Origin of the sequence: Streptomyces sp. NPDC002779, from assembly GCF_042888685.1 — a bacterium.
Classification (GTDB): domain Bacteria; phylum Actinomycetota; class Actinomycetes; order Streptomycetales; family Streptomycetaceae; genus Streptomyces.
The window spans coordinates 22,322-39,315 of the sequence record NZ_JBIAQC010000005.1 but is presented as its reverse complement, the minus strand read 5'-3'; the positions used below and the strand labels follow the sequence as shown (position 1 = coordinate 39,315).

17 protein-coding genes are annotated in these 16,994 nt (G+C 71.3%); 5 read left to right on the top strand and 12 right to left on the bottom strand.

What is annotated here, in order from left to right; all coding sequences use genetic code 11:
- Positions 1–195: 195 nt before the first annotated feature.
- Entirely contained in the window at positions 196–1,527 is a 1,332-nt protein-coding gene (locus tag ACFYW5_RS15630; protein WP_389417519.1) for an aminotransferase class I/II-fold pyridoxal phosphate-dependent enzyme, read from the bottom strand.
- Between the two features lie 35 nt (positions 1,528–1,562).
- Between ACFYW5_RS15630 and ACFYW5_RS15625 the strand changes: the two genes are divergently transcribed.
- Entirely contained in the window at positions 1,563–2,246 is a 684-nt protein-coding gene (locus tag ACFYW5_RS15625; protein ID WP_389417518.1) for a pyridoxamine 5'-phosphate oxidase family protein, read from the top strand.
- A 152-nt stretch (positions 2,247–2,398) separates the two neighbouring features.
- Here ACFYW5_RS15625 and ACFYW5_RS15620 read toward each other — a convergent pair whose 3' ends face one another.
- Both ACFYW5_RS15620 and ACFYW5_RS15615 read right to left on the bottom strand, forming a co-directional pair.
- The gene (locus ACFYW5_RS15620) at positions 2,399–3,403 is read right to left on the bottom strand and encodes a DMT family transporter (protein ID WP_389417517.1); all 1,005 of its coding nucleotides are present in this window, start codon (positions 3,401–3,403) and stop codon (positions 2,399–2,401) included.
- Between the two features lie 87 nt (positions 3,404–3,490).
- Positions 3,491–4,036 (bottom strand): Clp protease N-terminal domain-containing protein, encoded by a 546-nt coding sequence (locus ACFYW5_RS15615; RefSeq protein WP_389417516.1) that lies wholly within the window; start codon positions 4,034–4,036, stop codon positions 3,491–3,493.
- Between the two features lie 198 nt (positions 4,037–4,234).
- Here ACFYW5_RS15615 and ACFYW5_RS15610 point away from each other — a divergent pair, with 198 nt between their 5' ends.
- Positions 4,235–4,447 carry a hypothetical protein gene (locus ACFYW5_RS15610; protein ID WP_389417515.1) on the top strand — a complete coding sequence of 71 codons (213 nt, stop codon included), beginning with the start codon at positions 4,235–4,237 and terminating at the stop codon, positions 4,445–4,447.
- 86 nt (positions 4,448–4,533) lie between these two features.
- Here ACFYW5_RS15610 and ACFYW5_RS15605 read toward each other — a convergent pair whose 3' ends face one another.
- Entirely contained in the window at positions 4,534–5,139 is a 606-nt protein-coding gene (locus ACFYW5_RS15605) for a PadR family transcriptional regulator (RefSeq protein WP_389417514.1), read from the bottom strand.
- Between the two features lie 140 nt (positions 5,140–5,279).
- Here ACFYW5_RS15605 and ACFYW5_RS15600 point away from each other — a divergent pair, with 140 nt between their 5' ends.
- Entirely contained in the window at positions 5,280–6,089 is an 810-nt protein-coding gene (locus ACFYW5_RS15600) for a PhzF family phenazine biosynthesis protein (RefSeq protein WP_389417513.1), read from the top strand.
- A 55-nt stretch (positions 6,090–6,144) separates the two neighbouring features.
- Here the strand turns inward: ACFYW5_RS15600 and ACFYW5_RS15595 are convergent, their stop codons facing one another.
- Entirely contained in the window at positions 6,145–6,945 is an 801-nt protein-coding gene (locus ACFYW5_RS15595) for a CPBP family intramembrane glutamic endopeptidase (RefSeq protein WP_389417969.1), read from the bottom strand.
- A 90-nt stretch (positions 6,946–7,035) separates the two neighbouring features.
- Positions 7,036–8,553 carry a glutamate-cysteine ligase family protein gene (locus ACFYW5_RS15590; RefSeq protein ID WP_389417512.1) on the bottom strand — a complete coding sequence of 506 codons (1,518 nt, stop codon included), beginning with the start codon at positions 8,551–8,553 and terminating at the stop codon, positions 7,036–7,038.
- A gap of 548 nt (positions 8,554–9,101) precedes the next feature.
- Here ACFYW5_RS15590 and ACFYW5_RS15585 point away from each other — a divergent pair.
- Positions 9,102–9,686, top strand: coding sequence for a hypothetical protein (locus ACFYW5_RS15585; protein WP_389417511.1), 585 nt, complete (start codon positions 9,102–9,104; stop codon positions 9,684–9,686).
- 328 nt (positions 9,687–10,014) lie between these two features.
- Complete coding sequence (locus ACFYW5_RS15580) at positions 10,015–10,221, top strand: DUF5999 family protein (protein WP_389417510.1); 207 nt, start codon at positions 10,015–10,017, stop codon at positions 10,219–10,221.
- A gap of 132 nt (positions 10,222–10,353) precedes the next feature.
- On the opposite strand, the gene ACFYW5_RS15575 is transcribed toward ACFYW5_RS15580, so the two are convergent.
- The 6 genes from ACFYW5_RS15575 to ACFYW5_RS15550 all read right to left on the bottom strand — a co-directional run bounded on the left by ACFYW5_RS15575 (position 10,354) and on the right by ACFYW5_RS15550 (position 16,994).
- Entirely contained in the window at positions 10,354–11,388 is a 1,035-nt protein-coding gene (locus ACFYW5_RS15575) for an endo-1,4-beta-xylanase (RefSeq protein WP_389417509.1), read from the bottom strand.
- A 53-nt stretch (positions 11,389–11,441) separates the two neighbouring features.
- A complete protein-coding gene (locus ACFYW5_RS15570; protein ID WP_389417968.1) occupies positions 11,442–12,245 on the bottom strand; it encodes a carbohydrate ABC transporter permease in 804 nt (267 codons plus the stop codon).
- A gap of 29 nt (positions 12,246–12,274) precedes the next feature.
- The gene (locus ACFYW5_RS15565; protein WP_389417508.1) at positions 12,275–13,267 is read right to left on the bottom strand and encodes a carbohydrate ABC transporter permease; all 993 of its coding nucleotides are present in this window, start codon (positions 13,265–13,267) and stop codon (positions 12,275–12,277) included.
- Between the two features lie 6 nt (positions 13,268–13,273).
- The gene (locus ACFYW5_RS15560) at positions 13,274–14,569 is read right to left on the bottom strand and encodes an extracellular solute-binding protein (RefSeq protein WP_389417967.1); all 1,296 of its coding nucleotides are present in this window, start codon (positions 14,567–14,569) and stop codon (positions 13,274–13,276) included.
- A 181-nt stretch (positions 14,570–14,750) separates the two neighbouring features.
- Positions 14,751–16,247: a glycoside hydrolase family 43 protein gene (locus tag ACFYW5_RS15555; RefSeq protein ID WP_389417507.1), complete on the bottom strand. Its 1,497-nt coding sequence runs from the start codon at positions 16,245–16,247 to the stop codon at positions 14,751–14,753.
- A gap of 114 nt (positions 16,248–16,361) precedes the next feature.
- Positions 16,362–16,994, bottom strand: coding sequence for a potassium-transporting ATPase subunit C (locus ACFYW5_RS15550; protein WP_389417506.1), 633 nt, complete (start codon positions 16,992–16,994; stop codon positions 16,362–16,364).

Genomic DNA, 16,994 nt, shown 5'->3' with positions numbered 1-16,994 from the left:
CGATCCCGGCCGACCGCCCTCGACCGCGCGATGCGATCACCGGCCCGAACCCTGCCCCGACGAGGACGGCCGTACAGCCCAGGCGACGGGGTCTGCCCGGGCTTGGGCCACCGCCGGCGGGGGCACCACGGACGCAGCTACGCCCTCCGCGGCGCGGCCCCGCCTACGACCGACCCCGCCGGCCGAAGTCGAGCCCTACACGCCGCTCCGGCCACGCGACGGGCGTACGGCCGAGGCGATGGCTTCGGCCAGGGCGTGGGTTTCCGGTTCGGTCAGGGTGGAGATCGTGACGCGCAGGCCTGGGCTGGTGTTCAGGCGGAAGCGGGCGCCCGGGGCGACGGCCCAGCCGGCGTGGAGGAGGCGGGAGACGGCGCCGGTCTCGTCGGGGACGGGGATCCAGACGTTCATGCCGGTGCGCCCCCGGGCGGTGATGCCCCGCTCGGCGAGCGCCCCGATGAGCCGGTCCCGGCGTCTGCCGTACGCCGCCGCCACCACCTTCGGGTCGACCGAGCCGTCGGACCACAGCCGGACCACGGCCCGCTGGACGATCAGGCTGACCCAGCCGGGCCCGAGGCGCTGTCGGCCGCGCACCCGGTCGAGGGTCACCTCGTCGCCGGTGAGCACCGCGAGCCGCAGGTCGGGGCCGTAGGCCTTGGCGGCGGAGCGGGCGAAGGCCCAGTGCCGGGTGGTGCCGGCCAAGGGGTGCAGCGGGACGTCGACGATGGCGTGCCCGTGGTCGTCCTCGATCAGCAGGGTGTCCGGGTACTCCCGGAGCACGGAACGCAGCGCACGCGCACGCGTGGCGCTCACCGCGGCGCCGGTCGGGTTCTGGGCCCGGTCGGTGACGATCAGGGCGCGGGCCCCGGCGCCGAGCGCGTGGCGTACATCGTCGGGGAGCGGCCCCTCGTCGTCGACGCCCACGGGTGCGACGCGCAGCCCGAGCGCCGGGACGAGGTCGAGGACGCTGCCCCAGCCGGGGTCCTCGACGGCGACGGTGTCCCCCGGCTTCAGATGCGCGGCGAGGACGCGCTCGATGGCGTCCAGCGCGCCGGAGGTGACGGCGAGGGGCCCGTCCGGCACCCCGTCGGCGTCCAGTTCGGCGCGTGCGGCCCGCGCCAGCTCGGGATCCAGCGGGTCGTCCCCGTAGAGGACCGGCGTCCGGTCGCCCTGTTCCGCCGCGGCCGCGAACGCCGGGCCGAGCGGGGGCAGCAGTGCCGGGTCCGGGTTGCCGTTCGCCAGGTCCCGCACTCCGGCGGGCACCTCTTCCCGGACGTACTCGCGCGCGGTGGTGGCCGGTTTGGGCCGCACCCGGCTGCCCCGGCGCCCGGCGGTCTCGATGACCCCCCGCTCCCGCAGGGTCCGGTACGCGGCCGCGACGGTGTTGGGGTTGACGCCCAGCTCCACCGCCAAGTCCCGCATGGGCGGCAGCGGTTGTCCCGGCTCCAGCTCCCCGGAGCCGACCGCCGCCTCGATACCGGCCGCAATCTCAGCTGCGCGCCGACCTCTGATCCGGTATTCTCCTAGCACAAACCCAATTATGCACTAGTACAATGGAGACCGCAATGCAGGGGACCGCACAGCCGACGTCGCAGCCCACCGCCTACACGCCGACCGACCGCACGGTCCCCACGCGCTCCGCCGAGCGGGCGTCGTACGACAAGGACCTGGTGCACTCGATACTCGACGAGGCCTACGTCTGCCATCTGGGCTTCGTCCGGGACGGCGCCCCGGTGGTACTGCCGACGCTGTTCGGGCGGGTCGGCGACCGGCTCTACGTGCACGGCTCGACGGGCTCGCGCCCGCTGCGGATGACGGGACAGGCCGACCCGGGGCTGCCGGTGTGCCTGACGGTCACCCACGTGGACGCGCTGATCCTGGCCCGCTCGGCCTTCCACCACTCGATGAACTACCGGTCCGTGGTGGTGCACGGCGTCGCCCACCAGGTGACGGACCCCGAGGAGAAGCGGATCGCGCTGGACGCGCTGGTCGACCATGTCGTGCCGGGCCGCTCGGCGGACTCCCGGCCCGCCAACAAGAAGGAACTGGCCGCCACCGCCGTCATCCGCCTCGACCTGAACGAGGTCTCCGCCAAGCTCCGCACCGGCGGCGTCAACGACGAACCCGAGGACCTCGCCCTCCCCCACTGGGCGGGCGTGGTCCCGCTGCGCAAGGGCTACGACACCCCGGTCGACGACCCGAACCTGGCGCCCGGCACCGAGGTGCCCGCCTACCTCAAGGCGCTGTGACCCACGACGCGCACGACGGACGCGGCGGCATCACCCCGACAGCCGCCGCACTCCCGTCCGACCCGGGCCCTGATCCACGATCCCGGGCCCTGGCACTGCAAGCCCCGGGCAACACGACCACCCCGTCGGACCAGCAGGCCCGGACGCACCCCTCACGCCGCAGAACCCCGCCGTGACATCTCCCGCTCCTCACCACCACTGGCCACCGGCTCGGCGGAGCCCTTCACCGGTGCCGAGGACTGGGCGATGAAGGCGCCAAGCAGGACGACCGCCCCGCCGATGATCTGCGGAGCGGAGAGGTGCTCGCCGAGCAGGACCCAGGCCAGCACCGTCGCGACGACCGCTTCGAGGCAGGCGACCACGCCCGCGACCTGCGGGGAGAGCCGGCGCACCGAGACCACGCCGGTCACATAGGCGAGGACCGTGGCGATCAGCACGATCCAGGAGAGCAGCAGCGCCGCCGCGACGGGGGTGCCGTCCATGTCCGCGCTGTGCGCGAGTACGGCCCACTCCATCGACCAGGGCCGGGCCACCACGGTCAGCACGGCGGCGCCCACGAGCAGGCCGTAGGCGATGACGCCGAGCGGGTCCGGCGCCTCCTCGGCCGCGTCGCTGCCCTGGTCGGACAGGACGAAGTAGCCGACCTGGCAGCAGGCCGCGCCGAGGGCGAGGAGCAGGCCGAGGGCGTCGAAGCCGAGCCCGGCCCAGATCTCGACGACACAGGCGAGACCGCCCACCGCGAGGACCACTCCGAGCGCCGCGGCCCGGGTCACCGGACGGCGCTGCACGAACCGCACCCAGCCCAGCACCAGCGCGGGCGCGAGGTACTCCACGAGCAGCGCGACGCCGACCGGGATACGGGAGATGGAGGCGAAGTAGAAGGCCTGGACGCCGGCCACCCCGAGCAGTCCGAACCCGGCGAGCAGCGCGGGGCGGCGGCGCAGCAGCGCGCGGTGGCGGACGGCGAGCGGCAGCATCACCAGGGCCGCCCCGGCCACCCTCAGCCACACCACGTGCAGCGGGTCGAGGCCCGCTTCGATCAGCGGCTTGGCCGCGACACCGGATCCGCCGAAGGCGAGCGCGGAGACGAGGGCGAGACCGAGCCCCATCCCCTTGCCGCCATGGCCCTGACTGCTCGTTGACGTACGCACCGGCACATGATGACAGGCGATGACATGAGCGTCACCCCCGATGACACCTGTCTCAACGACTGGACGGCACCCGGCACCTGGGCAGCGGCGCCCTCAGCAGCCGCTCTCGCCGGGGTAACTCCCGGGGCGGCTGTCGATGCGCGCGTACACCTCACCCGCGTCGATCCCGGCACGGGCCAGCACCTCGACGGCCCGCGCCTGGCTGTCCACGAGGATGGCGGCCAGCAGGTCCACGCCCCGGGCGGGTCCGTCCCCACGGCGGGCGGCGCGCTCGCAGGCGTACTCCAGCGCACCCGCGGCCAGCGGGGAGAAGCCCTCCGCCTCGGTCACCCCGGGTACCGCTCCGGAGTCCTCGACGCTGCCCTGCCAGCGCAGGCCGTAGCCGATGCTGCGCTGGACGAGATAGCCGAGCAGCCGGGCGATCCGGGGCCCGTCGCCGAGGACGTCCCGCACCTCGGGGTCGTGCTCCAGCAGGGAGTGCAGCAGATGGGCGGTGTCGACCTGGCGGTCCGCGTCCCGTACCACGCGACGCCGGGCGCCGGAGATCACCGCTGCCAGTTCGGCACTGAGCCCGGCATCGTTGTCGAAGCGTCCGCCGGCCTGGTGAGGGCCCGGCCGGTGAGGGGTACGGGGTGGCACATCCCTTACCCCATCAGCCTCCGCCGGACAGGGCATCCCCGGCGGGACGCATCTTCGCGTCCCACACAGAGTGGACCCGGCGGGCCGGAATCTCCTCCTTGAGGAGGAGATCACGCCGGGCTTCCCCCGCGGGCGTGCGCCGCCTTGCGTCGCGCCCCGCGCGCAACCACGGCGCGCTCCCGTACGTCCCACAGGTGCATGGAGAGCATGTGCTGGCTGGTGGCGTTGCCGGCCGTGGACGGAAGACAGTACGTCTACCGGGTGTACGCCCCGGAGGACGCACTGCCCGCCGACCTGTTCTGGGACGCCTGGCACTGCCACGACGAGAGCGCCTTCCCGCGCGCGTGGGACCTGTTCGACGCGGCGGTGATACGGCTCGTCGGCCGAGCCTCGCCCGCGCCGGGCTGGTGACATGAGGGCCGTACGGAAGAGCCGTACACGAGAAGGCGCCCCGCGGATCGCTCCGCGGGGCGCCTTCGTTGCACGGCGGGAGGCCGTCAGTCCTCGTCGGCGAGGATCAGGTACATCTTCTTGCGCGCGTCGTTGATCACGGAGATCGCCTTCTCGCGCTGTTCCTTGCTGCCGGTCTTCCAGACCTGCCCGAAGGCCTCCATCAGACCGAAGCCCGCCTGGCGGATCTCGCCGAGGGCCTCCCAGTCGACGCCCTTGGAGGCGTCCTCCCAGGGTGCCTCGGGGCCCTCTTCGGCCGCGGTGCGGCCGGCGTCGGTGAGGGCGAACAGCTTCTTGCCGCCCTCGCTCTCGCTGGCGATCAGGCCCTCGTCCTCCAGCAGCTGGAGGGTGGGGTACACCGAGCCGGGGCTGGGCTTCCACGCCCCGCCGCTGCGCTCGGCGATCTCCTGGATCATCTCGTAGCCGTGCATCGGCCGGTCCCTGAGCAGGGCCAGGATCGAGGCGCGTACATCACCCCGCCTCGCCCTTCCCCGAGGTCCGCCGCGACCCCTGGGGCCCCAGTGCCCGGGGCCGAAGCCCGGTCCACCGAAGCCGGGTCCACTCGGCCCGAAGGGCCCGAAGGCGGCACGGCCACCCTCGAAACCACCTCGGCCGGCTTCACCGTGCCCCTGTGCGAATCCATGGGAACGCATGTCAATCACTCCATCCCATCGTTGATCTGTCGCGATGCCTCAACGATATATCGGAACAGTTCGCATGACAACCCCCGGTCGGTCCACTGACCCCGAATTGGCCTTGGCCTGCGGCTTCGTCGCCCCTCTACGGTCGGCCCATGCGCATCCGAATCGTCGACGCCTTCACCGACCGCCCCTTCGCCGGGAACCCCGCCGGGGTCCTCCTCCTCGACGCCTTCCCCGCCGACGACCGGCTCCAGCAGGTCGCCATGGAGGTCAACCACGCCGAGACCGCGTTCGCCCACCGACTCACCGACAACCCGGAGGCCGACTGGGCGCTGCGCTGGTTCACCCCCGCCGCCGAGGTCCCGATGTGCGGTCACGCCACGCTCGCCACGGCCCACGTCCTGCACAGCACGGGCGCCCACGAGGGCCCGGTGCGGTTCGCCACCCGCAGCGGCGTCCTGATCGCCACGCCCCGCGAGGACGGCTCGTTCATCCTGGACTTCCCGACGGCGCCGCTCACCGCGGCCCAGATCCCCGACGGCGCCGCCGAGGCACTGGGTGCCGAGCCGCTGGCCGTCTTCGACACCGGCTCTGACGTGGGCAACCTGCTGGTGGAGCTCGCCGACGAGAAGACCGTCCGCGCCCTGAAACCCGACCACCGCTCCCTCGGCGCCTGCTCCGAGCGCGGCTTCATCGCGACCGCCCGCGCCGAGGACCCCGCACGCGGCTACGACTTCGTCTCCCGCTGCTTCTTCCCGAACATCGGCATCGACGAGGACCCGGTCACCGGCAGCGCCCATACCGCGCTGGCCCCGTTCTGGTCGCAGCGCCTCGGCCGCCCCGAGCTCACGGGCCTCCAGGCGTCCGCCCGCTCGGGCCTGGTCCGCACGGAGGTGCGCGGCGACCGCACCCTGCTCGGCGGCCGCGCGGTCACGGTGATCGACGGCGAGCTGCTGGCCTGAGCCCGGACAGACGGAAGGGGCGTACGCATCCCGCGTACGCCCCTGTCGCTGCCTCTCACGCCGTGGGCAGCCAGTCCACCTTCCCCGCGAGCAGGGCGTACCCGACGAACGCGCCGATGTCGAGCAGCGAGTGCGCCACGACCAGCGGGCCGACCCGGCCCCAGCGGCGGTAGAGGTAGACGAACACCACGCCCATCACCAGGTTCCCGATGAAGCCGCCGATGCCCTGGTAGAGGTGGTACGAGCCGCGCAGCACCGAGCTGGCCATCAGCGCGGCCCCGGGCGTCCAGCCCAGCTGGTGGAGCCGGCGCAGCAGATAGCCGACCACGATGACCTCTTCGAGGATCGCGTTCTGGAGCGCCGAGAGGATCAGTACCGGGTACTTCCACCACACCTCGGGCAGCGCCTCGGGGACCACGGTCAGGTTGAAGCCCAGGCCCCGGGCGGCGAGATAGAAGGCGATGCCGCTGCTGCCGATCACCGCGGCGATGGCGGCGCCCCGGCCGAGGTCCGGCCAGGGCCGGGTGCGGTCGAACCCGAGGGCCCGCAGACCGCTGCCCTCGCGCAGCAGGAAGTGCGCGACGAGGAGAACCGGCACCAGGGACGTCGTGATGCCGAAGAGCTGCCAGGCGAGGTCCAGCCAGGGCCGCCCGGGAGCGGCGGAGGCGTTGAGGGTGGCCGCCTGGTCCTTCAGACCGCCTGGCCTGGTGACCGAGCCGATGAAGCTGATGAGGGCGGAGACCCCGCTCGCCCCGAGCGAGAGCGCCAGCACGAGCAGCAGCTCGTCACGGAGGATCCGGCGCGAGGGCCCCTCCTGCGGGAACGACTCGGACACAGGGCCCGCCTCCGCCTGCACACTGCCTCCCGGGGGCACCACCGTCATAGGACGTCACAGCTTGCCCGACCAGTATGAGGCGGACGGCGGCGGCCCCCGTTCAGGCGCCCCTCAGCCCAGCGGCATGGTCTCCGGCAGGCCGACGGGCCAGGCGTGGACCGGGTCGCCCACGTGCATCAGCTGGCGGTAGCGGCGGGTCGTGGCGGCCAGGGCGGCGTCCCGGGACAGCCCCTGCTCCAGGGCGCGGTGGAAGGTGGCCGACTGCCAGGATGCCCCGTTGGCCCGCCGCCGGCAGCGCTCCTCGATCACCCCGAGGTACAGGTCGCGGTCGGCGGCCTCCACGCCCCACGCGTCCAGTCCGCTCGCGGCGAGCGGCAGCAGTTCGTCGCGTACGAGGGTGGCCGCGTCGATCTCCGCGATGCCGCCGTAGCGTCCGCGCCGGGGCCACTGGAGGCGGGCGTCGATGCCGTACTGGCAGGCGGTGTCGAAGTTGGCGGCGGCCGCCTCGAAGGGCAGCCGCGTCCACACCGGGCGCGGTTCCTCGGCGAGAGCGCGGACGAGGCCGTAGTAGAAGGCCGCGTTGGCGAGGACGTCGGTGATGGTGGGGCCGGCGGGCAGGACGCGGTTCTCCACGCGCAGGTGCGGGACGCCGTCGGCGATGCCGTAGACCGGGCGGTTCCAGCGGTAGACCGTGCCGTTGTGCAGGACGAGCTCCGCCAGCGAGGGGATGCCGCCCTCGTCGAGCACCTGGAGCGGGTCCTCATCGTCGCAGATCGGCAGCAGGGCGGGGTAGTAGCGCAGGTTCTCCTCGAAGAGGTCGTAGGCGGAGGAGATCCAGCGCTCACCGAACCAGGTCCGCGGGCGTACCCCCTGCGCCTGGAGCTCGGGCGGGCGGGTGTCGGTGGACTGGGTGAACAGCGGCGGGCGGGACTCGCGCCACAGCTCCCGGCCGAACAGGAACGGCGAGTTGGCGCCGACCGCGACCTGGACGGCGGCCACGGCCTGGGCGGCGTTCCAGACGTCGGCGAAGCGGCCCGGGGTGACCTGGAGATGCAGCTGGACCGAGGTGCAGGCGGCCTCGGGCGCTATGGACTTCGAGGTGCAGGTCAGTCGCTCCACGCCGTCGATGTCGAGCAGGAAGTCCTCGCCGCGAGCGGCCACGATCTGGTCGTTGAGCAAGGTGTAGCGGTCGACGTCGGAGAGGTTGGAGGAGACCAGGTCGTCCCGGTCGAGGGTCGGCAGAATGCCGATCATCACGATTCCCGCGTCCAGCTCACCGGCCTTCCGGTCGGCATATGCCAGCGAGGTGCGGAGTTCCTCGGCGAGCTGATCGAATACCCGGCCACCCAGCCGGTGGGGGGCAATGTTCACCTCCAGGTTGAACATCGCGAGTTCCGTTTGGAAATCCCGGCTCGCGATCCGCTCGAGAACCTGTGCATTCAACATTCTCGGCATGCCGTCGGCTCCGGCGAGATTCAATTCGATCTCGAGCCCCATGAGATTCTTGGGTCGATCGAACCGCTTCTCCGCCAGAAGCCGCTCCAGACCCGCCAGACACTTCCGGAGCTTGTCGCGGTAGTGCTGGCGGTCGGCCAGATCGAACCGACCTGCCGCGACCTTCTCGCCCATGGAAGCATCCCTCTCGATCGTCGGGCCGAAGATCGGCCGTCGGTGTCCTGGGTCACGTGGGATGATGCCCCGCCCAAGCGATCGATAACGTCCCGCCTCGCCCCGAGGCCCGCTAGGCTGTCGAACGTGACGGGCGGCACATTCGCCAGGCATGGAGCAGCGCGCAGTTTCGGGCCGCCGACGAACTCGTGAAAAACGCCGACGAGAATTGGCCGACCGCTTCTCCCGTATTTCCCGAGGTCACCGCCTTACACTCCTTCCGGAATCGGGATGAAACCCGCGGATCGCCGTCCGAATGCGCCCTTGCCGAGTGCGTCCGAAACGGCTAGACGAAACACTCCCTGAACACTTGTCGTATAAACTCCGCGAACAAGGCGGATGCTTGGCGCCCGGTCGGAGAACCTGCCGTAGCGATGGACGTGCGGCGGGCCTCTCGCACACCCACGTACGCAGGACCTCGGCCCGAGCCTCTCCGCCTTCGCGAGCTGACAGCGCCGTCCGCCCCCGCCCTCGCGCCACCGTGCCTGTCTCATGAGAGGCGACCCACCATGCCGCTGCATGTCCCCCCGGCTCCCGCGCCCGCACTTCGCTCCGTCATCACCGCACTCGGGTCCCCCACCGCGGTCCGCGAGGCCCGAACTCCCGCCCTGCGCTCCGCCCAGGGACCCGCGACCCCCGAACTGCCGTTGCCGGTGCATGTCCTGGACGGCATCACCGCCACCGGACCCGCCACCACCCGGCTCGCCGGATGGCGGTTCCTGATCCGCTGCGGCGACCGAGCCGTCGCCGCCGCCGAGACCCGGCTGACGCCCGACGGGTGGGCCTTCTCGCACTTCTTCGAGGGCCCCTACATCACGTCCACCGAGCGCGCGCTGCGCCAGGCCGAGACGATGCAGGCGACCTACCAGCCACGGCTGCTGTCGATCCCCGGCCTGTACATGCTGGCCCTGTGGCTGCACGGCGACATCGCCGCCGACGCCTCCGCCGGCCATCCCGAGCCCACGGACGTCCTGGTCCCGCTGGCCCCGGCACCCCCCGGCATCGCGGCACACCGACCGCATCAGGCCGCCGATCTCCTCTCGGTGCTGACCCACCGCGTGACCCGGGCGCCGCTCCTCGGCTCACCCGCCTGACCGTCCGCACCGAGGGTCCCGTGCCCCGCCGCCGGTCGCCGGCCGCGGGGTACGGCGCTGCCCGCGGCGGCCATACGCTCGTACGAGCGCCGGCGCGCTCCCCAGAGCCCGCTACCTGCATGGACTAGCCCCATCCGGCCCCCCTGAACCACCCGAAATGACAGTGCAGTTGGGATGAACCGTCCGCGCGGGTGACGCGTCCTCAACCTGTGAGAAGCGGTGCACCGAAATCCCTGCGGATTGACGCCCGTGGGGCAACACTGGGTTCGAACCACTTGTCGCAACGGGGGCGGCCATGAACAACACGTCAGAGCGAAAGATCCCACCCATGTGCCAGCACCAGCCACCGTGTCCCTCCGCAGACTCCGCCGACCGGGAATCGGCGCGCCTCATGGCGCATCACCCGGAACAGGGCTGGAGCCTGCTGTGCAACGGCGTTCTGCTCTTCGAGGACACCGGTGAGCTCCTGCCCGACGGCCAGATCATCGCCCCGCACCGCCCAGTGGGCGCCAACCAGGTGATGACCGCGGCCTGAGCGCGGCCGGGCGGTCGACCGACCGCGCGGAGACCTTGGGGGCCGGTCCGCAGATCCGTTCTGCGCTCCGGCCCCGACCCATGTCCGGCGATGGTCACTCCCCGTACCGCACCACCGTCCGCGCGGTGACGGCTACTTCAGCGCGTCCCGGATCGCGTAGTACGCGGGCTTGGGCCGCAGGTCCTCGTCCCAGGGCAGGGCCGCGCCCTCACCCTCGAAGAAGGCCGGGATCCAGGAGTACTTGTCCGTGTAGTCCCACAGCGTGATGCCCACGCACCGGCGCACCGCGAGGCACGCCTCGGTCAGGTCCCGGTACCACTCGGCCTGCGTGGCCAGCTTCTCCTCGTCCGCGGGCAGGTACATCCGGATGTCGACCTCGGTGAGCGCGGTGTCCAGACCGAGCCGCGCGAAACGGCGGAGGTTGTCCTCCAGCGTCGTCGGATAGCCGTACTGCAGCGCCAGATGGGCCTGGAGGCCGATGCCGTGCAGGGGGACGCCCTGTGCCCTCAGCTCCTTGGCGAGCCGGTAGTAGGCGTCGCTCTTGGGCCCGATCGACTCGATGTTGTAGTCGTTGAGGTACAACTTCACCCGCGGGTCGGCCTGGTGGGCCCAGCGCAGGGCGTCGGCGATGTAGCCGGGACCGAGGGTCCGGTAGAAGATCGTGTCCCGGTAGGTGCCGTCCTCGTTGAAGGCCTCGTTGACGACGTCCCAGGCGAAGACCTTGCCGCGGTAGTGCCGTACCTCCGTCTGGATGTGCTTCTTCAGTACGTCCCTCAGCTCGCCGGCCGTCCACTCGCGGCCGGTGAGCCAGTCCGGCAACTGGCTGTGCCAGACCAGGGTGTGGCCGCGGACCTTCTGGTGGTTGGCGCGGGCCAGGTCGACGATCTCGTCGCCCTGCGAGAAGTCGAAGACGCCCTGCTGGGGTTCCGTGGCGTACCACTTCATGCCGTTGCCGGGGGTGATCTGGTCGAACTCACTGCCGAGGAGCGAGACATATGGGGCGTCGGTGAGTTCGGGGTTGTCGGTGGCGCTGCCGAAGTAGCGGCCGTGGCGCTGGGCGAGGTCGGCGAGCGTGGGCGGCTCGTCGTGGGCCACGGCGGCCGGCCCGGTGACGGTGACCAGCACGGCGGCGAGGACACCGACAACTCGGAGACGGTTCTTGCGCATGGTGCGACTCCTCACGGAACAGGGGTGGGTGAGCCGTACGTCCGCGGCGCGGGTCATCCCTTCGTGGCGCCGGCGGTGAGACCGCCGACGAGCTGGCGCTCGGCGACGGCGTAGAAGGCCAGGGCGGGGACCATGGCGAGGACGAGATAGGCGAACAAACGGGCCACGTCCTGCGAGTACTGGCCCTGGAACTGCTGAACGCCGATCGGGATGGTCCACCAGGTGGGCTCGTTGAAGACGAGCAGCGGCAGGAAGAAGTTGTTCCAGCTGGTGACGACGGCCAGGACCGAGACGGTGCCGAGCGCGGGCCGCGCCATGGGCAGCAGCACCCGCCAGAAGAAGCCGAGCGGACCGCAGCCGTCGAGGGTGGCCGCCTCCTCCAGTTCCCCGGGGATCTGCCGGAAGAAGCCGCGCAGGATGATGATGGTCATCGGCAGCCCGAAGGCAGCCTGCGGGAGGATCACACCCAGGGGGTTGTCCAGCAGGTTCATCTCGCGCAGCAGCAGGAACAGCGGCAGCGCCGCCACCGCGAAGGGGAACATCAGCCCCATCGTGAACAGGGTGAACAGCATCTCCCGGCCCCGGAAGGCGAACCGCGCGAAGGAGAACGCGGCGAGCGCCGATGCGGCGACCACGAGGGCCGTGGTGGCCACGGCGATCAGGGTGCTGTTGCCGACCAGCCGCCAGAAGTCCCCCGTGGCCAGGATGTCGGTGTAGTTGCCGGTCACCCAGGGGTCGGGCAGCCCGATGGGGTTGCGGGAGAGCTGGTCGGTGGACTTGAAGCCGGAGAGCACCGCGTACAGCAGGGGGATGCCCATCACCGCGCCGACCACGATCAGGACGAGGTGCAGCGGCATCGAGCGCCCGCGCTTGGTGGAACGGACGGTCACGTGCCGCCTCCCCGCATGGTGGTGGTCGCGCCCTCCAGGTCCCGGCGGAGCACGAACCGCTGGTAGGCGAGGGCGAAGACGAGGCTGATACCGAACATGACCACGCTGATCGCGCTGGCGTAGCCGACCTGGTAGCGCTTGAAGCCGTACTGGAACATGGTCACGGCCATGGTCTCGGAGTGATGGTCGGGGCCGCCCGCGGTGACCACCCAGACCAGGTCGAAGAGCTGGATCGCCCCGATGACGGACAGGAAGACGCTGATCCGCAGGGTGGGCGCGAGCAGCGGCAGGGTCACACTGCGGAACCGCTGCCAGGGCCCGGCGCCGTCGATCAGCGCCGCCTCGTGCAGTTCCTTGGGGATGGACTGGAGTCCGGCCAGGTAGAGCATCATGTGGAAGCCGAAGTACTTCCAGGTCATGACCAGGAACAGGGTGGCCATCACCATGTCGGGGTCGGCGAACCACTCACCGCCCAGCCCTTCGAGGCCCACCCCGTCGAGGATCTCGTCGGCGAGCCCCTCGCCCGGCGCGAAGATCATGGCGAACAGCACACCGGTGATGGCCTCGGAGAGCACGTACGGCGCGAAGAACAGCATCCGGTACACGGCCCGGCCGCGCATGCGCTGGTTGAGCGCGACGGCCATGGCGAGCGCGAACGGCAGCTGCAGCACCAGTGAGAGCACGACCAGGACGAGGCAGCGCCACAGGTCGCCGAGGAAGACCGGGTCCGCGAAGAGCCGGGTGAAGTTGTCGACGCCGATGTAGTCGGCGGGCATGCCGAAGCCGCCCCACCGGAAGAACGCGGCGTACAGCGCGAACAGGATCGGCAGCAGGACCAGGACGCCGAACAGGGCGAGGGCGGGCACCTGGAAGGAGACCGCGGTGAGCCAGTTCAGCGTCCGGCGCCTGGCCCGCCCCCGGCCCGCGGGGGCGGGCGGGGGCGGGAGGTCGAGGCCGCTCCGTTCGTCCTTGAGCGAGGTGAAGGTCATCGGCGCTTACTGCTCTTCCTTCGCGACCTTGGTGATCGAGTCGGTGACCTGCTCGGGCGACTTGGACCCGGCGATCAGCGCCCCGACGCTGTCGTTGACCTCCTGGCCGAGGGCGGGCGCGTACGCCTGGTCGAGGTAGAGCTGGAACCCGGTCGCGGCCGTCAACTCCTTTTGTACGGCCTTGACGTTGGGGTCGGTGATGGCGCTCGCGGCGGCCGGGACGACGGGCAGCACGCCGGTCTTCTTGACCAGCTCCCGGTCGGTCGCCTCCGAGGCGAAGAACTTCAGGAAGTCCACCGCCGCCTGCGGGGCGCCGCTGCGCAGGGCGTGGCCGCCGCCCCCGCCGAACACCTCGGTGATCGCGCCCTGTCCGCCCTCGACCGTGGGGAACGGGAAGAAGCCGAGGTCGTCCCCGAGGCCCTTCCCGGCGTCCGCCTGCACGACGGGCGCCCACTGGCCCATGAGCTCCATGGCCGCCTTGCCGTTGCCGACGGTGGCCGCCTGTCCGGTGGGCCCGGAGTAGGAGGCGCCGAGGAAACCCTTCTGGAACGGCTGCAGTTCGACGAGTTCCTTGAGGTGCGCGCCGGCCTGGACGAGCCCCGGGGCGGAGAAGTCCTTGTCGTCGTTGGCCTTCTGCAGAGCCTCGGCACCGGCGGTGCGCATGGCCAGGTACGCCCAGTAGTACATGCCGGTCCAGGTCTCCTTGCCCGCGAGGGCGAGCGGGGTGACACCGGCGGACTTCAGCTTGCCGACCGCCTCCAGGAAGGCGCTCCAGGTGGCGGGGGGTGCGCTGATGCCCGCCTTCTTGAACAGCGCCTTGTTGTACCAGAAGCCGATCATGCCGATGTCGAAGGGAATGCCGTACAGCTTCTCGTCGACCAGGTACGGCTCCTTGGCGACCGGCACCAGCCCTTCGGCCCACTCCTTGGTGCGGTCCGTGAGGTCCTCGACGAGACCGGCGTCGATCTGCTGCCGCAGTACGCCCCCGCCCCAGGTGTGGAAGATGTCCGGGAGCTTCCCGGAGGCGGTCAGCGCCGTCATCTTCGACTTGTAGGCGTCGTTCTCCAGCTGGACGATCTTTATCTTCACCTTGGGGTTCTGGGCCTCGAACTTCCGCGCGAGGCCTGCCCATACGTCCTTCGTCGGCTGGGTGGTGGAGATGTTCCACCACTCGACCGTGGTCGTGCCGTCGGACGACCCTCCGTCCGAGTCGCCGCCGCAGCCGCTCAGTGCCGTCATGCTCAGACCGGCTGCGGCGGAGGCCGCCAGGAAGCCGCGGCGGGACAGTGCCGGGTCGCCCATCATGCGCTCCTTGAGATCCGGGACGGCGTGTCACTCCGCCCACCAGGGATTTCGAAAGTTTCGGTATGAATCCAGAAAGCTTCGCTGCTGCCGCACCCTAGAGACAGCGCTTGATGGGTGGCAACCCCTCGTGCACGGGGAATCCGACTGTGACGCGCCTGCGGCCGTGGGACAGCCGGGTTCAGCGGGGCTCGGGGCCCCGTTCCCGGTACTCGAACCAGTCGAAAGCCGCGCTGCCCGCGGTGACGTACATGCCGACGACCCGTCCGGTGAAGCCGCCCGCGACCTGGGTGGAGAGGTAGCGCCCGTCGAGCTCGGCCACCGTGACGGTGCCCTCCGGGCTTTCGACCGAGAAGGCGATCGTGTCGGGACCGGCGGGGCGGACGCCCTCCGTGGGCGGCGGTGCGTCGGTCGTACGGAACTCGACGGCCAGGGTCAGGGGCCCCGCGGGGACGGGGAGTCGGCCGACGCACTGGCGCAGCGGGCCGATCCGGGCCAGCACGCTGACCGTGCCGTCGTGCGCCTCCAGGTCGTAGTGGTGCGCCTCGTCCATGCGGACGGACAGGCCCGCGCGGCTGCCCGGTCCGCCGTCCAGGCGGGTCGCCACCCGGCAGTCGTGGTGCTGCTGGCGACGGCCGACGAAGGTGTGGCCCGGCCGGTCGAGGCTGTCGCCGCCGGCGTGCAGGGTGAGCCATCCCGGGCGCTCGGCCGTCGACCACTTTGGGCGTTGGCGCGGGGAGATGAAGTGCGGGGCGAGGACGGGTGCGTCGAAGTCGTCCCGGGCGGGCTCCGGCGGGAAGGGGTGCAGGACGGCCGGGGCCTCGTACCGCTCGCGTACCGTGCCGACGTACGGCCAGCCGTCCACCCACTCCACCGGGGCCAGGAAGGTCTCCCGGCCGAGGACGTGGAACTTCGGGAAGAAGCCGCGCGGACGCGTCCCGAGCAGCACCATCCACCACCGGCCGTCGGCCGCCTGGACGAGGTCCGCGTGGCCGGTGCACTGGATGGGCAGCCCGGTGCTGCGGTTGCTCACCACGGGGTTGTGCGGGGCCGGTTCGAAGGGCCCCCGGGGTGTGCGCGCCCGGGCGATCGACACGCTGTGCCCGTCCGCGGTGCCGCCCTCGGCGACCATCAGGTACCACCACGCCCCGACGCGGTACAGGTGCGGCCCCTCGGGATCCGCCATGCCCGTGCCCGACCAGACGGGGAACGGCCCTTCGAGCACCTTCCCGGCCACGGGGTCGATGCGCGCGAGCCCCACACCGGCGACCGCGCTCCAGCACGTGCCCTCCTCGTCCCAAGCGAGGTCGGGGTCGATCCCGGGCAGGTCGATCCACACCGGGTCCGACCAGGGGCCCTCGGGGCGGTCGGCGGTGACGAGGAAGTTACCCCCCGCGCCGACGTTGGTGGTGATGACGTGGAAGCGGCCCCGGTGATGGCGGATCGTGGGTGCGTAGATGCCGTCGGAGGCGCGCAGGTCGTGCGGCACCTCGAACTGCTCGGGCCGGTCGAGGACATGGCCGATCTGCCGCCAGTTGACCAGGTCGCGGCTGTGGAAGAGCGGCAGCGCGGGGAAGTACTCGAAGCTGGAGCAGACCAGGTAGTAGTCCTCCCCGACCCGGCAGACACTGGGGTCGGGGTGGAAGCCGGCGAGGACGGGGTTGTCGTACGTCCGCATGCGTCAGTCCTTCCGGAGACCGAGCGAAACATTCGGTCTGGGTGGCGAACCTTACGGAGCGGACTGTAAGGGGGCCCGCGGGGGCGGACAAGAAGCCCCGCGAGCCCTGGGCGGTCAGCGGCCGTCGATCAACTCCTTGAGCGCGATGTTGAGTGCGAGCACGTTCACGCGGGGTTCGCCGAGGAAGCCGAGGGTGCGGCCCTCGGTGTGGTCGGCGACGAGCCGCTCGACGCGGGCGACGGAGAGGTGGTTGCGCTCGGCGACCCGGTGGACCTGGAGCTCGGCGTACGCCGGGGAGATGTCCGGGTCCAGCCCTGAGCCGGAGGAGGTGACGGCGTCGGGGGGTACGTCGGAGGGTTCGACCCGGTGGCCGGCGGTGGAGTTCTCCTGGACGACCTTGGCCTTGGCCTCCTTGACCCACTTGATCAGCTCGGGGTTGTCGGCCGAGCGGTTGGTCGCGCCGGAGAGGATCAGCCGGTACTGGGTGTTGACCGAGTTCTCACCCAGTCCGTCGGCGGGGCGGGGCTGGAACCAGTCCAGGCTGTAGCCCTGTTGTCCGATCGGGGCGGAGCCGACGACCCGGCCGTCCGCCTTGACCTCCGAGCCGTTCGCCTCGGTGGGGAAGAGCGCCTGCGCCACACCGGTGACGGATAGCGGGTACAGCACGCCTGTGAGCACGGTCGACACGAGCAGCGCCCGAAGCGCCGCGCCCAGCAAACGGCCGGTGTTCAGCACGGAGTTGTTCAT

Bases quoted from the DNA above. Each gene is read 5' to 3' on its own strand.
- ACFYW5_RS15625 (WP_389417518.1), top strand. From the start codon at position 1,563: ATGCAGGGGACCGCACAGCCGACGTCGCAGCCCACCGCCTACACGCCG.
- ACFYW5_RS15610 (WP_389417515.1), top strand. From the start codon at position 4,235: ATGGAGAGCATGTGCTGGCTGGTGGCGTTGCCGGCCGTGGACGGAAGA.
- ACFYW5_RS15605 (WP_389417514.1), bottom strand. From the start codon at position 5,139: ATGCGTTCCCATGGATTCGCACAGGGGCACGGTGAAGCCGGCCGAGGT.
- ACFYW5_RS15600 (WP_389417513.1), top strand. From the start codon at position 5,280: ATGCGCATCCGAATCGTCGACGCCTTCACCGACCGCCCCTTCGCCGGG.
- ACFYW5_RS15590 (WP_389417512.1), bottom strand. From the start codon at position 8,553: ATGGGCGAGAAGGTCGCGGCAGGTCGGTTCGATCTGGCCGACCGCCAG.
- ACFYW5_RS15585 (WP_389417511.1), top strand. From the start codon at position 9,102: ATGCCGCTGCATGTCCCCCCGGCTCCCGCGCCCGCACTTCGCTCCGTC.
- ACFYW5_RS15580 (WP_389417510.1), top strand. From the start codon at position 10,015: ATGTGCCAGCACCAGCCACCGTGTCCCTCCGCAGACTCCGCCGACCGG.
- ACFYW5_RS15575 (WP_389417509.1), bottom strand. From the start codon at position 11,388: ATGCGCAAGAACCGTCTCCGAGTTGTCGGTGTCCTCGCCGCCGTGCTG.
- ACFYW5_RS15570 (WP_389417968.1), bottom strand. From the start codon at position 12,245: ATGCCGCTGCACCTCGTCCTGATCGTGGTCGGCGCGGTGATGGGCATC.
- ACFYW5_RS15565 (WP_389417508.1), bottom strand. From the start codon at position 13,267: ATGACCTTCACCTCGCTCAAGGACGAACGGAGCGGCCTCGACCTCCCG.
- ACFYW5_RS15560 (WP_389417967.1), bottom strand. From the start codon at position 14,569: ATGGGCGACCCGGCACTGTCCCGCCGCGGCTTCCTGGCGGCCTCCGCC.
- ACFYW5_RS15555 (WP_389417507.1), bottom strand. From the start codon at position 16,247: ATGCGGACGTACGACAACCCCGTCCTCGCCGGCTTCCACCCCGACCCC.
- ACFYW5_RS15550 (WP_389417506.1), bottom strand. From the start codon at position 16,994: ATGAACAACTCCGTGCTGAACACCGGCCGTTTGCTGGGCGCGGCGCTT.